This window comes from Aquabacterium sp. J223 (genome assembly GCF_024666615.1).
GTDB lineage: Bacteria > Pseudomonadota > Gammaproteobacteria > Burkholderiales > Burkholderiaceae_C > J223.
The window spans coordinates 71,474-85,336 of record NZ_CP088297.1 but is presented as its reverse complement, the minus strand read 5'-3'; the positions used below and the strand labels follow the sequence as shown (position 1 = coordinate 85,336).

Genomic DNA, 13,863 nt, shown 5'->3' with positions numbered 1-13,863 from the left:
CGAGGCCCTGAGCGCTTCGGGCGCGGGGTCGTCCGGTGATCCGCGCCGCCGCCGTCCGCGGGCTGCTGGCGCTGTTCGCCGGCCTCGGCCAGGCGGCGGCGCTCGCTCCCGAGCCGAACTGGGCGCTGCAGGTGGGCAGCGCGGCGCTGTTCTGGGCGCTGCTGCCCGACCGCCGGCCGCCGGCCGCGGCGCTGCTGGGCCTGCTCTTCGGCACCGCCTGGCTGGCCGGCAGCGTCTGGTGGCTGTTCATCAGCATGCACGTCTACGGCGGGCTGCCGGCGCCGCTGGCGGTGCTGGCGGTGGCGCTGCTGTCGATGGCGCTGTCGCTGTACCTGGCGCTGGCCGCCGCGGCCTTCGTGCGCTGGCGCGGCGACGGCCGCGGCGTGCTGGCGCCGGCGCTGCTCGCCGCCGGGCTGTGGACGCTGGCCGAGCTGGCCCGCGGCGTCCTGTTCACCGGCTTCCCCTGGGGGGCGGCCGGGTACGCCCACGTCGACGGCCCGCTGTCGGCGCTGGCACCGTGGGTGGGCGTCTACGGCATGGGGCTGGTGGCGGCGCTGGCGGCGGCGCTGGTCGGCCTGGCCGTGGCCGCGCTGCGCCGACGGGCCTGGCGGCCGGCGCTGGCCGGGGGGCTCGCCGCCGCCGTGCTGCTGGCCGCCGCTCCGCTGGCGCGGCAGGACTTCACCACCGCCGCCGGACGGCTGCCGGTCACCCTGCTGCAGACCCAGGTGCCGCAGGACGAGAAGTTCCGCGCGGACCGCCTGCCCGACGTGCTGGCCTGGCTGGCCGAGGCGCTGCAGTCGGCGCCGGACGGGCTGGTGGTGGCGCCGGAGACCGCGGTGCCGTTGCTGCCGGTGGACGTGCCGCCGGGCTGGTGGGCGGCGGTGCTCACCGCCTTCACGCCGCCCGGCCGGGCCGCCCTGGTCGGCCTGCCGCTGGGCGACGAGGTCGGCGGCTACACCAACTCGGTGGCCGGGCTGGTCGGCGGGCAGGCCCCGTACCGCTATGACAAGCACCACCTGGTGCCCTTCGGCGAGTTCATCCCGCGTGGCTTCCGCTGGTTCACCGAGCTGATGAACATCCCGCTCGGCGACTTCGACCGCGGTGGCCTGGCCCAGCCCACCTTCGATGCGCTGGGCCAGCGGCTGGCGCCCAACATCTGCTACGAGGACCTGTTCGGCGAGGAGCTGGCCGCCGGCTTCGCCGCCGACCCGGCGCGCGCGCCCACGGTGCTGGTGAACCTGAGCAACATCGGCTGGTTCGGCGACACGGTGGCCATCGACCAGCACCTGCAGATCTCGCGGCTGCGCACACTGGAGCTGCAGCGGCCGATGCTGCGCGCGACCAACACCGGCGCCACCGCCGTCATCGACCACCAGGGCCGGGTGCAGGCGCTGCTGCCGACCACCGCCCGCGGCGCGCTGCGCGCCGAGGTCGAGGGCCGGGAGGGCCTCACGCCCTTCGCCCGCTGGGCCGGCCGCTTCGGCCTGTGGCCGCTGGCCGCGCTGGCGCTGGCGCTGGTGGGGCTCGGCGCGGCGGGATCGCGCCGGGGTGCGGGCGGGGTGGCGGCCGGGGCCCCACCCTAGAATCCGGCGCTTCGCCCGCCGGCTGCACCTCACCGGGCCGGTCCTGCACCGTTCCCTCGCTCCGATGCTGACCTTCCAGCAAATCATCCTGCGCCTGCAGTCCTACTGGGACGCGCAGGGCTGCGCGCTGCTGCAGCCCTACGACATGGAGGTGGGCGCCGGCACCAGCCACACCGCCACCTTCCTGCGCGCCCTCGGCCCCGAGCCGTGGAAGGCGGCCTACGTCCAGCCCAGCCGCCGCCCCAAGGACGGCCGCTACGGCGAGAACCCGAACCGCCTGCAGCACTACTACCAGTACCAGGTGGTGCTCAAGCCCGCGCCGGCGAACATCCTCGAGCTGTACCTCGGCTCGCTGCAGGCGCTGGGCTTCGACCTGAAGAAGAACGACATCCGCTTCGTCGAGGACGATTGGGAGAACCCGACGCTTGGCGCCTGGGGCCTGGGCTGGGAGGTCTGGCTCAACGGCATGGAGGTCACGCAGTTCACCTACTTCCAGCAGGTGGGCGGCATCGACTGCAAGCCCATCACCGGCGAGATCACCTACGGCCTGGAGCGACTGGCCATGTACCTGCAGGGGTGGACAACGTCTACGACCTGAAGTGGACCGACTCGCTGAGCTACGGCGACGTCTACCTGCAGAACGAGAAGGAGCAGTCGGCCTACAACTTCGAGCACAGCGACGTGGACTTCCTGCTCGGTGCCTTCGGCGCGCACGAGAAGCAGGCCAAGCACCTGATGGCGCAGCAGCTGGCGCTGCCGGCCTACGAGCAGGTGCTCAAGGCGGCGCACACCTTCAACCTGCTCGACGCCCGCGGCGCGATCAGCGTCACCGAGCGGGCGGCCTACATCGGCCGCATCCGCAACCTGGCGCGGGCGGTGGCGCAGAGCTACCTGGACAGCCGGGCGCGGCTGGGCTTCCCGATGGCGCCGAAGGACTGGAGCGCCGAAGTGCTGGCCCAGTTGGAACAGCAGAAGAAGGCGGCGTGAGCGAGATGACGGACCCGAAGAACCTGCTCGTCGAGCTCTTCGTCGAGGAGCTGCCGCCGAAGGCGCTGAAGAAGCTGGGCGAGGCGTTCGCCCAGGGCCTGTTCGCCGCCCTGAAGGCGCAGCAATTGGCGGCCGACGGCGCACGGGTGACGGCCTACGCCTCGCCGCGCCGGCTGGCGGTGCACGTCACCGACGTGGCGGCCCGCGCCGCCGACCGGCCGCTGTCGCAGAAGCTGATGCCGGTGGCCGTGGCGCTCGACGCCCAGGGCCAGCCCACGCCCGCGCTGCTGAAGAAGCTGGCCGCGCTCGGCGCCGACGCGTCGGCCGTGCCGCACCTGCAGCGCCGCCCGGACGGCAAGGCCGAGGCGCTGTTCCTCGACACCACGGTGCCCGGTGCCACCCTGGCCGAAGGCCTGCAGGCGGCGCTGGACGAGGCGCTGGCCAGGCTGCCCATCCCCAAGCTCATGCAGTACCAGCTGGCCGACGGCTGGACCAGCGTGCACTTCGTGCGGCCGGCGCACCGGCTGGTGGCGCTGCACGGCGCCGACGTGGTGCGGGTGCAGGCGCTGGGGCTGACGGCCGACCGCGTCACCCAGGGCCACCGCTTCGAGGCCAAGGCCGAGACGATCCCGCTGCGCGACGCCGACACCTATGCGGAGCAACTGCGGGAAGAGGGCGCCGTCATCGCCAGCTTCGACAAACGCCGGGCGGAGATCCGCCGCCAGCTCGACGCCGCGGCGGCCAAGGAGGGCTTGAAGCCCATCGACGACGACGCGCTGCTCGACGAGGTCACCGCGCTGGTCGAGCGGCCGAACGTGCTGCTGGCGCGTTTCGACAAGGCCTTCCTCGAGGTGCCCCAGGAATGCCTCATCCTGACGATGAAGGCCAACCAGAAGTACTTCCCGCTGGTGGATTCGGCGGGCAAGCTCACCGAGCGCTTCCTCATCGTCAGCAACATCCGGCCCGACGACCCGAGTGCGGTCGTCGGCGGCAACGAACGGGTGGTACGCCCGCGCCTGGCCGACGCCAAGTTCTTCTTCGACCAGGACCGCAGGAAGACACTGGCCTCGCGGGTGCCGGGCCTGGACCGGGTGGTCTACCACGGCAAGCTGGGCAGCCAGGGCGAGCGGGCGCGGCGGGTGCAGGCCATCGGCCACGCCATCGTCAACCAGCTGCGGCTGGCCACGGTCCCCTACACGGTGGACGCCAAGGACGAGTTCGAGGTGCTGGACAGCAAGGTGCGCGAGGCGGCGCTGCTGGCCAAGGCGGACCTGCTGACCGACATGGTGGGCGAGTTCCCTGAGCTGCAGGGCGTGATGGGCGGCTACTACGCCCGCCACGAGGGCCTGCGCGACGGCGTCGCCATCGCCATCGAGGACCACTACAAGCCGCGCTTCGCCGGCGACGCGCTGCCGCGCAACCACACCGGCACCGTGCTGGCGCTGGCCGACAAGCTGGAGACGCTGGTCGGCCTGTTCGGCATCGGCCAGCTGCCCAGCGGCGACAAGGACCCGTACGCGCTGCGCCGCCATGCGCTGGGCGTCATCCGCATCCTGGTCGAGAAGAACCTGCCGCTGGCGCTGGACGAACTGATCACCGGCGCGCAGGCCGCCTTCGGCGACACGCTGGCCGAGGCGTCGGTGAGCGGGCCGCTGCTGGCCTTCTTCGACGACCGCCTGGCCAACCTGCTGCGCGAGCAGGGTTACTCCGCGCAGGAGGTGGACGCGGTGCTGGCGCTGAAGGGCCGGCGTCTCGGCGAGGTGCCGAAGCGCCTGGCCGCCGTGCGCGCCTTCGCCGCGCTGCCCGAGGCCGCCGCGCTGGCCGCGGCCAACAAGCGGGTGGGCAACATCCTGCGCAAGTCGGACACGGCGGACGTGCCGCCCACCGTGGAACCCCAGCGCCTGGTCGAACCCGCCGAGCAGGCGCTGGCCGCCGCGCTGGCCGAGGTGCGCCCGCGGGCCGACCGTGCCATCGAGGGCGGCGACTACGCCGGCTCGCTGCAGGCGCTGGCGGCGTTGAAGGGCCCGGTCGACGCCTTCTTCGACGGCGTGATGGTCAACGCCGAGGACGTGGACCTGCGCGCCAACCGGCTGGCACTGCTCGCGCAGTTGCATGCGGCGATGAACCGCGTGGCCGACCTGTCGCGGCTCGCCGCCTGAAAGAGCGCCGCCCATGGCCCGCCACTCCGAACAGGCGATGAAGCTGGTCGTGCTCGACCGCGACGGCACGCTCAACGAGGACCGCGACGACTTCATCAAGTCGGCCGACGAATGGGTGCCGCTGCCCGGCGCGCTGCAGGCGGTGGCCCAGCTGAACCACGCCGGCTGGCACGTGGTGCTGGCGACCAACCAGTCGGGCCTGGGCCGTGGCCTGTTCGACATGGCGACGATGAACGCGGTGCAGGCCAAGCTCAACCAGCTGTTGACGCGCGAGGGCGGCCGCATCGACGCGGTGTTCTTCTGCCCGCACGTGCCCGACGACGGCTGCGACTGCCGCAAGCCGCTGCCCGGGCTGTTCCGCCAGATCGGCGAGCGCTTCGGCGTCGACATGAAGGGCGTGCCGGTGGTCGGCGATTCGCTGCGCGACCTGCAGGCCGGCGCGGCGGTGGGCTGCGAGCCGCACCTGGTGCGCACCGGCAAGTCGGCCCGGCTGACCGACGACGAGGTGCAGGCGCTGGCGGCGCAGGTGCCGGGCACGGTGGTGCACGCCGACCTGGCGGCCTTCGCCGCCCATTGGCTGGAGCGGGAGAAGCGGGCGAAGGCGGCGGCGGGGGCGAAAGGGTGACCAGCACGCCAGTGCTCTTCCTGCGGTCGCTGCTGTACCTGCTGTGGCTGGCGGCCACCGTGGTGCCGTATGCCATCGCGGTGCTGCTGGTGTCGATCTTCGTGCGCGGCAAGCCGCTGTACTGGATGTGCGTCGGCTGGCTGTGGCTGGCGGTGCAGGGCGCGCGCTGGATCTGCGGCGTCCGCTGGCGGCTGCAGGGCCGCGAGCACCTGCCCGACGGGCCGGCGGTACTCACGCCCAAGCACCAGTCGGCCTGGGAGACGCTGGCCTTTCCGGTGCTGATGCCGCGGCCGCTGGCCTATGTCTTCAAGCGCGAGCTGCTGTACGTGCCCTTCTTCGGCTGGGCGATGGCGCGGCTGGACATGGTGCACATCGACCGCAGCCAGCGGCAGCGGGCCTGGGCCAAGGTGGCGCGCCAGGGCCGCCAGTTCATGGCCGACGGGCTGTGGGTGATCATGTTCCCGGAGGGCACCCGCACCGCCCGCGGCGGGCAGGGCACCTACAAGAGCGGCGCGGCCCGGCTGGCCATCGACGCCGGCGCGCCGGTGGTGCCCATCGCCGTCGCCTCCGCCCGCTGCTGGCCGCGCAACGCGTTCATCAAGCGGCCGGGCGTGGTCGACCTGTCGATCGGACCGCCGGTGCTCACCGCCGGCCGCTCGCCGGAGGCGGTGATGGCCGAGGTCGAGGGCTGGATCGAGGCCGAGATGCGCCGCCTCGACCCCGAGGCCTATGCGCGCGCCGACGACGCGGCGCGCGGCCGCGACGTCTCGCCGGCCTGAACGCCCCGGCCGGCCGGCATTTCCTAGAATCCGCGCCGATGCCGTCGAGTCCGCCCCGGCCCCTCGCCCAACTCGCCCTGTTCGACGAGGGCGTGCCGGCGCCGGCTTCGGCACCCGTCGCGCCGACGCCGGCCACCGCCCCGGCCGCGCCGGCCGCGCCGCCGGCCTTCGGCCATCCCCTGGCCGAGCGGCACGTGCTGCTGCAGGGGCACCGCGTCGGCTACGCCTTCCGCCGCGCCCGGCGCCGCAGCATCGGCTTCGTCGTCAGCGCCGAGGGGCTGTCGGTCAGCGCGCCGCGCTGGGTGCCCATCGCCGAGGTCGAGCAGGCGCTGCAGGCCAAGGCCGGGTGGATCCTGCGCAAGCTGCAGGAGCAGCGCGAGCGCCTCCAGCGGCTGGAGGCCGCGCGCATCGACTGGCGCGACGGCACGCACCTGCCCTTCCTCGGCGAGACGGTGATCGTGGTGCTCGACCCGCGCGCCGGCACCGCCCTCGGCGGCGCGCTGCTCAACACCGACGCCACCGCACTGCCCGGCGTGCCGCGGCTGACGCTGCACCTGGCGCTGCCGCACGACGCGGCCGCCGCGCAGATCCGCGACGCGGTGCAGAGCTGGCTGCAGCGGCAGGCGCGAAGGGTCTTCGAGGAGCGCTGCCGCGAGTTCGCGCAGCGGCTGGGCGTGCGCGTGCGGCGGCTGGCGCTCAGTTCCGCCCAGACCCGCTGGGGCAGCGCCAGTGCCGACGGCTCGATCCGCCTCAACTGGCGGCTCATCCACTTCGCGCTGCCGGTCATCGACTACGTCGTCGCCCACGAACTGGCGCACCTGAAGGAGATGAACCACAGCCCGGCCTTCTGGGAGGTGGTGCGTTCGGTGCTGCCCGATTACGAACAGCGCCGCGGCGCGCTGCGCGAGGACGTGCTGCCGGTGTTCGACTGACGGGCCATGGCCCCGGCGGTCATGCCGAGGCGAAGCGCCACACCCCGTCGGTCCCCCGCGTGCGCCGCAGCCGGCCGCGGTGCCACAGGGTGTGCAGGTGCGCCAGCGCCTCGCCGAGCGCAAAGCTGAGCTGGTGCGGGTCCAGCGCCCGGGGGAACATCACCGGCACGATGTCGGCGGCGCTGCAGGGCCGGGCCTGGCAGGCGTCCAGCGTCTCGGCCAGCCGCTCCTCGTGGTGGGCCAGCAGCTGGTCGATGCGCTCGTGCAGGCCGCCGGCGCCGCCCGCGCTGTCGCGCCCGCCGAAGGGCTTGCCGTGCGACGGCAGCACCAGGGTGTCGGCGGGCAGCGCGCGCAGTCCCTGCAGCGAGGCGAGGTACAGCGCCAGCGGGTCGGCCTCCGGTTCGTTGTCGTGCACCGCCACGTTGGTCGAGATGCGCGGCAGCACCATGTCGCCGGCGATCAGCAGCGCCGACGCGGGCGCGTGCAGGGCGATGTGCTCGGGCGCATGGCCGTACCCCGCGATCGCCTGCCACGGCTGCCCGCCGATGGCCAGCCGCTGGCCGTCCTGCAGCCGCCGGAACTGCGACGGCACCGCCGGCACCAGTTGGCGGAAGCCGCGCGACCAGCGGCGCACGCCCTCCAGCGCCGCGTCGCCGGCGAGGCCATGGCTGGCGGCGAAGCGGGCGGCCGTCTCGCCCCGGGCCGCCTGGTCGGCGCCCACGGCCAGCGTCGCCTGGGCGAAGTCGGTGGCGCTCATCCACAGCCGCAGCGGCCCGCCCTCGCGGCCGAAGCGCTCGCACAGCCTGTGCGCCAGGCCGAGGTGGTCCGGGTGCAGGTGGGTGACGACGACGCGCAGCAGCGGCAGGCCGTCCAGCGACCGCTCGACGACCTGGTCCCAGGCCGCGCGGGCGGCGGGCAGGTCGGCGCCGCAGTCGACCACCGTCCAGCCGGCGCGGCCGTCCAGTTCGTCGCGCAGCAGCCAGCAGTTGACGTGGTCGAGCGCGAAGGGCAGGCCCTGGCGCAGCCAGCGCACGCCGGGCGCCACCTCCAGCACGCCGCCGGGCTCTGGCAGGCGGTCGCCCAGGGGGTAGCGGATGCGGTCTTCGAGGGCATTGGCCATGGGCCAGTCTAGCCACGGGGCGCCGGCGGCGCTGTCCGCTGGGCGTCAACCCGCGCGGCGGTGCTTAAACTGGGCCGGATGGAAACCCCGCACGCCGCCCTGGCATGAGCCTCGAACTGCAGGAACTCTTCGACAGCAACCGCGCCTGGGCGGCCGACATCGAGCGGCGCACGCCGGGCTTCTTCAGCCGCCTGCTGCAGCAGCAGACGCCGCAGTACCTGTGGATCGGCTGCGCCGACAGCCGGGTGCCGGCCAACGAGCTGGTCAACCTGCTGCCCGGCGAGCTGTTCGTGCACCGCAACGTGGCCAACGTGGTGGCGCATTCGGACCTCAACGCGCTGTCGGTCATCCAGTTCGCGGTCGACGCGCTGAAGGTGCGCCACATCATCGTGGTCGGCCATTCCAACTGCGGCGGCGTGCGCGCCGCGCTCTTCGACCAGCGCAACGGCCTGGTCGACAACTGGCTGCGCCATGTGCAGGACGTGCGCAACCACCACCTCGGCTTCCTGCAGACGGTGGCCGAGGCGCGCCGCGTGGACGCGCTGGTCGAGCTGAACGTGCTGGAGCAGGCGCTGAACGTGTGCCACACCACGGTCGTGCGCGACGCCTGGCAGCGCGGCCAGGAGGTGGTGGTGCACGGCTGGGTCTACGGCCTGCACAACGGCCTGCTCAAGGACCTGTCGATGACGGTGGACGGCACGGACGCGGTGCAGCCGGCCTACGAGCGGGCGTTGGCGGCGCTGCGGCAGCGCTACGCACCCTGAGCCGCGCCGTGGCCGACTTCGCCCATGAGCTGAACGACCCGCGGGCCCGGCGCATCGCCGTGGCCATGCTGGAGGGCTTCGATCGCCACTACCGGCTGTTCCGCGAGACCAGCGCCGAGGCCAAGGCCCGCTTCGAGGCCGCCGACTGGCACGGCCAGCAGCGCGCCCAGGTGCTGCGCATCGCCTTCTACGACCAGCGGGTCGACGAGGGCGCCGAGCGGCTGCAGCAGGAGTTCTCCATCGGGGAGCTGACGGCCGAGGTCTGGCAGCAGGTCAAGCTGCACTACATCGGCCTGCTCATCGACCACCAGCAGCCGGAGCTGGCCGAGACCTTCTTCAACTCGGTGACCACCAAGGTGCTGCACCGAAGCTACTTCCGCAACCAGTTCCTCTTCGTGCGGCCGGCGGTGTCCACCGAGTACATCGAGAACGACGAGCCGGCCTCGCAGCCCACCTACCGCGCCTACTACCCGACCCGCGAGACGCTGCACGAGACCTTCGTGCGCATCGTCACCAACTTCCAGCTCGCGGTGCCCTTCGAGGACCTCGATCGCGACGTGGCGCAGGTGCTGCAGGCGCTGCAGCGCCGGCTGGGCGAACCGCGGCTGCGCACCAACTTCCAGGTGCAGGTGCTGGCCAGCCTGTTCTTCCGCAACAAGGGCGCCTACGTGGTGGGCAAGATCGTCAACGGCTTCGACGAGCTGCCCTTCGCCCTGCCGCTGCTGCACAAGGGCGAGTCGGGGGTGGGGCCGCTGGTCATCGACGCGGCCCTCTTCGGCGAGAACGACCTGCAGGCCCTCTTCAGCTTCGCCCGCGCCTACTTCATGGTGGACATGGCCATCCCGGCCGCGTACGTGCAGTTCCTGCGCTCGCTGATGCGGCACAAGCCGCGCTCGGAGATCTACTCGGCGCTCGGCCTGCACAAGCAGGGCAAGAACCTCTTCTACCGCGACTTCCTCTACCACCTGCGCCATTCCAGCGACCTGTTCCGCATCGCGCCGGGCATCAAGGGCATGGTGATGCTGGTGTTCGACCTGCCGTCCTTCCCCTTCGTCTTCAAGGTGATCAAGGACTTCTACCCGCCGCAGAAGGACACCACCCGCGAGCAGATCAAGTCGAAGTACCTGCTGGTCAAGCGCCACGACCGGGTGGGCCGCATGGCCGACACGCTGGAGTACAGCAACGTGGCCTTCCCGCGCCACCGCTTCGACGAGGAACTGGTGGCCGAGCTCAAGCACTTCTGCCCCAGCCTGCTGGAGGAGGAAGGCGACGAACTGATCATCCGCCACCTCTACATCGAGCGCCGCATGGTGCCGCTGAACATCTACCTGCAGGAGGCCACGCCCGAGCAGGCCGAGCGCGCGGTGGTCGAGTACGGCAACGCCATCAAGGACCTGGTGCGGGCCAACATCTTCCCCGGCGACATGCTGTGGAAGAACTTCGGCGTCACGCGCAACGGCAAGGTGGTGTTCTACGACTACGACGAGATCGAGTACCTGACCGACTGCCACTTCCGTCGCGTGCCGCCGGCGCCCGACGAGGAGACCGAGATGTCGGGCGAGGTCTGGTACCCCGTCGGCCCGCGCGACGTCTTCCCCGAGACCTTCGGCCCGTTCCTGCTCGGCCACGCCAGCGTGCGCGACGTGTTCCTGAAGCACCACGCCGACCTGCTGGACGCGGCGTTCTGGCAGGCGCACCAGGAGCGCATCCGCGCCGGCCATGTGCACGACGTCTTCCCCTACGACCCGTCGCGCCGGCTCAGCGCCGAGCGGGGCGCGGCGTCGGTGGAGGCGCCTGCCGGCCATGACGGCGAGGCGGTGGCGTAAGGGGGCGGCCATGGGGCTCGTCGAGGCGATGGAGCTGGCCAGCTACGTGGTCACGGTGGTCGCGCTGCCCTATGCGGTGGTCGTCTTCTGGCTGGAGCAGCGCAAGGAGCGCGAGAACGAGGAGGAGGAGGCCTACCAGCACCTGTCGGACGCGTACAACGACTTCCTCAAGGTGGTGCTGGCCAACGCCGACCTGCAACTGCGCACCCACGCCCCGCTGGCCGAGCCCACCGCCGAACAGAACGAGCGGCGGCTGATCATCTTCGACATGCTGATCGCGCTCTTCGAGCGGGCCTTCCTCGTCGCCTGGAAGGAGGACATGGGGCCCACCGAGCAGCGGCGCTGGAACTCCTGGGACGACTTCATGCGCGAGTGGTGCCGCCGCGACGACTTCTACAACGCGCTGCCGCTGCTGCTGCGGGGCGAGGACCCGGCGTTCCAGCGCCACATCCTGCGCCTGGCCCAGGAGGAGCGCACGCCGTGACGGTTGAAACACCGGCCGCGTTTCCTCCCACCCGTGGGGGCGCCGTCCGGCCGCAAGTTCTGTAATCTTGCGCAATGCAGCAATGGCCGGGGCGGCGTCGCCCCCAACGTGCTGCCAGAGGGAGAAAACGAAGTGAACGATCTGCCCCGCGGGGCCGAGGCCCCGGCGTGCCGCCAGGAACCGCCATTGCTCCGGCGCGTAGCGTTCGGTCCGGCATGCTGCGCCGGCCGGGCCGCCGTCGAGGAAGGGGCCGGCTGACCATGGACACCGCCGTCAGGGAACGACTGATCCAGCCCGGGGAGCGCGTCTGCCGCACGGTGCGCTATAGCCGCGAGGACATCGCCCGCTTCGCCGAGCTGACCGGCGACCGCAACCCGCTGCACACCGACTCGCGTGCGGCCGAGCGCGCCCGCTTCGGCGAGATCATCGCCAGCGGCCAGCAGACCGCCGCGCTGATGATGGGCCAGCTCGCCAGCCATTTCTCCCGCGACGACGACGGGGTGCCGCGCGAGATGCTCTGCCTGAACTTCAACTTCGCCTTCAAGCACCCGGTGTTCGCCGACCAGGACATCGAGCTGGCGTGGACCGTGTCGGCCGCCCAGTGGCACCCGAAGCTCGGCGGCATGCTCGGCCAGCTCGACGGCACCGCCGGCGTGCGCCATGCGCCGCCCAGCGTGGTGGCGCGCGGCACCATCCTGGTCAAGCTGGCCGCTTGAACGCACCAGACAGGGAACGCAGATGGACGTGCTCATCGTCGGTGCCTCGCGCGGCATCGGGGCCGAACTGGTGCGGCAGTCGCTGGCCGCCGGTGCCGCCGTGACCGCCACCGCCCGCAGCGAGGATGGGGTGCAGGCGCTGGCCCGGCAGGGCGCCGAGGCCTTCCTGCTCGACGTGGCCGATGCGGCCAGCGCCGCCGGCCTCGGCTGGCGGCTGGACGGCCGGCGCTTCGACGAGGTGTGGCTGGTGGCCGGCGTGTCCGGGCCGCGCCTGCCGCCGCTGCAGCCGCCGTCGGAACGCGACTTCGACGCCGTCATGCGCACCAACGTGCTCGGTCCGATGCGCGTGCTGCCCCAGTTGCAGGACGCGCTGGCGCCGCAGGCGAAGGTGGCGGTGCTGTCCTCCCTGATGGGTTCGATCGGCGAGCGCAGCGGCCCCGGCCATTCGCTCTACCGGGCGTCGAAGGCGGCCGTCAACTCGGTGCTGAAGGACGCGGCGCTGGCCTGGCAGGGCCGCGCGATCTGCGTGGCGCTGCACCCGGGCTGGGTGCGCACCGACATGGGCGGCGACCAGGCGCCGCTGTCGGTGCAGGACAGCGTGGCCGACCTGCGGCGGCAGGTCGCCGCGCTGACGCCGGCGCACAACGGCCGCTTCCTCAACCACGACGGCCGCGAGATCGCCTGGTGAGTGCGGCGGCGGCGGGGCCGCCGCGGCGGCTCACTCCGCGCTCAGCCGCCGTTCGCGGATGAGGCGGTGCCAGAACGGCGTCTCGCGCTCGAGGAAGTCGGCCAGCTGCCGCGCATCCGACGGGGCGACCTCGAGCCCGAACTCCTCCAGCCGCGGCCGCAGCTCGGGCGACTGCAGCGCCCGCTGCAGTTCGCTCGACAGGCGCTGCACCACCTCCGCCGGCGTGCCGCGCGGCACGAACAGCGCCTGCCAGGCGGTGGCCTCGAACCCGTCGATGCCCAGCTCGTCCAGCGTCGGCACGTCCGGCAGCTGGGGAATGCGGCGCCGCTGCATCACCGCCAGCGGGCGCAGGCGGCCGGCGCGGATCTGCGCCAGCCCGCCGGCGGTGTCCACCACGGTGATCGGCAGCTGGCCGGCGACCACGTCCTGCAGCGCGAAGGCCGTGCCGCGGTACGGCACGTGCACCACGTAGCTGCGGGTGCGGTCCTTCAGCAGCTCCATCGCCAGGTGGTGCGGGCTGCCGATGCCCGGCGAGGCGTAGCTGTGGCGGCCGGGTTCGCGCCTCAGCGTCTGCAGCAGCTGGCGGGCACTGTCGAAGCCGCTGCCGGGGTGCACCGCCAGGATGAGCGGGAAGCGCGCCATGAAGCCGACGGGCGCGAAATCGCGCGGGTCGTAGGGCAGTTTCCGGTACATGGCGGCGTGGAAGATCATGGCGCCGTTGTCGCCGTTGAGCAGCGTGTGGCCGTCCGGCGCCGCCCGCGCCGCCTGCTCGGTGCCGATGATGCCGGCGGCGCCGGGCCGGTTCTCCACCACGATGGGCTGGCCGAGCTGGCGCGCCATCAGCGGCGACAGCTGGCGGGCGATGAAGTCGGACCCGCCCCCCGCCGGGAACGGGACCACCCAGTGCAGCGGGCGGCTGGGGAAGCTCCCCTGGGCGCGCACCGCGGCGGGTGACATCAGCGAAGCGGCACCGGTCAGCGGGGCCAGTGCGGCGCCTTGGAGCAGGCGCCGGCGCAGGGATGGGGTCTGGGAGTCGGGCATCGTGCGAGCGGATGGACAAGGCTGCCGGAGGGCCGCCACACCGCAGCTTGCCACGGCTGCCCGCTTCTGCCGCGTTCCGCGATGGGGCTTCTGCTGATCGGGTTTACCGCACGATGAGGGTACGGATGCTCTGCATACGATGCCGCTTGCAATGAACAT

The 13,863-nt window shown here is 72.6% G+C and carries 12 protein-coding genes and 1 pseudogene; 11 read left to right on the top strand and 2 right to left on the bottom strand.

Annotation, left to right across the window (positions count from 1 at the left end):
* Positions 1-35: 35 nt before the first annotated feature.
* The 6 genes and pseudogenes from lnt to LRS07_RS00320 all read left to right on the top strand — a co-directional run bounded on the left by lnt (position 36) and on the right by LRS07_RS00320 (position 7,065).
* Entirely contained in the window at positions 36-1,583 is a 1,548-nt protein-coding gene (gene lnt, locus LRS07_RS00345) for an apolipoprotein N-acyltransferase (RefSeq protein ID WP_260500067.1), read from the top strand.
* A gap of 64 nt (positions 1,584-1,647) precedes the next feature.
* Positions 1,648-2,570: pseudogene (glyQ, locus tag LRS07_RS00340) on the top strand (glycine--tRNA ligase subunit alpha).
* A gap of 5 nt (positions 2,571-2,575) precedes the next feature.
* Entirely contained in the window at positions 2,576-4,729 is a 2,154-nt protein-coding gene (gene glyS / locus LRS07_RS00335; RefSeq protein ID WP_260501993.1) for a glycine--tRNA ligase subunit beta, read from the top strand.
* 13 nt (positions 4,730-4,742) lie between these two features.
* Complete coding sequence (gene gmhB / locus LRS07_RS00330) at positions 4,743-5,354, top strand: D-glycero-beta-D-manno-heptose 1,7-bisphosphate 7-phosphatase (RefSeq protein WP_260500066.1); 612 nt, start codon at positions 4,743-4,745, stop codon at positions 5,352-5,354.
* The gene (locus tag LRS07_RS00325; protein WP_409450583.1) at positions 5,351-6,133 is read left to right on the top strand and encodes a lysophospholipid acyltransferase family protein; all 783 of its coding nucleotides are present in this window, start codon (positions 5,351-5,353) and stop codon (positions 6,131-6,133) included. The genes gmhB and LRS07_RS00325 overlap by 4 nt, the downstream gene beginning before the upstream one ends.
* Before the next feature lie 38 nt (positions 6,134-6,171).
* A complete protein-coding gene (locus tag LRS07_RS00320) occupies positions 6,172-7,065 on the top strand; it encodes a M48 family metallopeptidase (protein ID WP_260500065.1) in 894 nt (297 codons plus the stop codon).
* Positions 7,066-7,084: 19 nt separating this feature from the next.
* Here the strand turns inward: LRS07_RS00320 and LRS07_RS00315 are convergent, their stop codons facing one another.
* Positions 7,085-8,185 (bottom strand): MBL fold metallo-hydrolase, encoded by a 1,101-nt coding sequence (locus tag LRS07_RS00315; protein WP_260500064.1) that lies wholly within the window; start codon positions 8,183-8,185, stop codon positions 7,085-7,087.
* Between the two features lie 104 nt (positions 8,186-8,289).
* Here LRS07_RS00315 and can point away from each other — a divergent pair, with 104 nt between their 5' ends.
* The 5 genes from can (at position 8,290) to LRS07_RS00290 (ending at position 12,663) form a co-directional block, all read left to right on the top strand.
* Positions 8,290-8,949 carry a carbonate dehydratase gene (can, locus tag LRS07_RS00310; RefSeq protein ID WP_260500063.1) on the top strand — a complete coding sequence of 220 codons (660 nt, stop codon included), beginning with the start codon at positions 8,290-8,292 and terminating at the stop codon, positions 8,947-8,949.
* 8 nt (positions 8,950-8,957) lie between these two features.
* Positions 8,958-10,775 carry a bifunctional isocitrate dehydrogenase kinase/phosphatase gene (gene aceK, locus LRS07_RS00305; RefSeq protein WP_260500062.1) on the top strand — a complete coding sequence of 606 codons (1,818 nt, stop codon included), beginning with the start codon at positions 8,958-8,960 and terminating at the stop codon, positions 10,773-10,775.
* Positions 10,776-10,785: 10 nt separating this feature from the next.
* Positions 10,786-11,259, top strand: a complete 474-nt coding sequence (locus LRS07_RS00300) for a hypothetical protein (RefSeq protein ID WP_260500061.1) — start codon at positions 10,786-10,788, stop codon at positions 11,257-11,259.
* A gap of 260 nt (positions 11,260-11,519) precedes the next feature.
* Entirely contained in the window at positions 11,520-11,975 is a 456-nt protein-coding gene (locus tag LRS07_RS00295) for a MaoC family dehydratase (protein ID WP_260500060.1), read from the top strand.
* A 22-nt stretch (positions 11,976-11,997) separates the two neighbouring features.
* Positions 11,998-12,663, top strand: a complete 666-nt coding sequence (locus LRS07_RS00290; protein ID WP_260500059.1) for an SDR family oxidoreductase — start codon at positions 11,998-12,000, stop codon at positions 12,661-12,663.
* Positions 12,664-12,693: 30 nt separating this feature from the next.
* On the opposite strand, the gene LRS07_RS00285 is transcribed toward LRS07_RS00290, so the two are convergent.
* On the bottom strand, positions 12,694-13,704 hold the full coding sequence (locus LRS07_RS00285; RefSeq protein WP_260500058.1) for a Bug family tripartite tricarboxylate transporter substrate binding protein: 1,011 nt from the start codon (positions 13,702-13,704) through the stop codon (positions 12,694-12,696).
* Positions 13,705-13,863: the final 159 nt, after the last annotated feature.

Excerpts from the sequence above, each read along its gene's own strand:
- glyS (WP_260501993.1), top strand. The coding sequence starts at position 2,576 with ATGACGGACCCGAAGAACCTGCTCGTCGAGCTCTTCGTCGAGGAGCTG.
- gmhB (WP_260500066.1), top strand. The coding sequence starts at position 4,743 with ATGGCCCGCCACTCCGAACAGGCGATGAAGCTGGTCGTGCTCGACCGC.
- LRS07_RS00320 (WP_260500065.1), top strand. The coding sequence starts at position 6,172 with ATGCCGTCGAGTCCGCCCCGGCCCCTCGCCCAACTCGCCCTGTTCGAC.
- LRS07_RS00315 (WP_260500064.1), bottom strand. The coding sequence starts at position 8,185 with ATGGCCAATGCCCTCGAAGACCGCATCCGCTACCCCCTGGGCGACCGC.
- can (WP_260500063.1), top strand. The coding sequence starts at position 8,290 with ATGAGCCTCGAACTGCAGGAACTCTTCGACAGCAACCGCGCCTGGGCG.
- LRS07_RS00300 (WP_260500061.1), top strand. The coding sequence starts at position 10,786 with ATGGGGCTCGTCGAGGCGATGGAGCTGGCCAGCTACGTGGTCACGGTG.
- LRS07_RS00295 (WP_260500060.1), top strand. The coding sequence starts at position 11,520 with ATGGACACCGCCGTCAGGGAACGACTGATCCAGCCCGGGGAGCGCGTC.
- LRS07_RS00290 (WP_260500059.1), top strand. The coding sequence starts at position 11,998 with ATGGACGTGCTCATCGTCGGTGCCTCGCGCGGCATCGGGGCCGAACTG.
- LRS07_RS00285 (WP_260500058.1), bottom strand. The coding sequence starts at position 13,704 with ATGCCCGACTCCCAGACCCCATCCCTGCGCCGGCGCCTGCTCCAAGGC.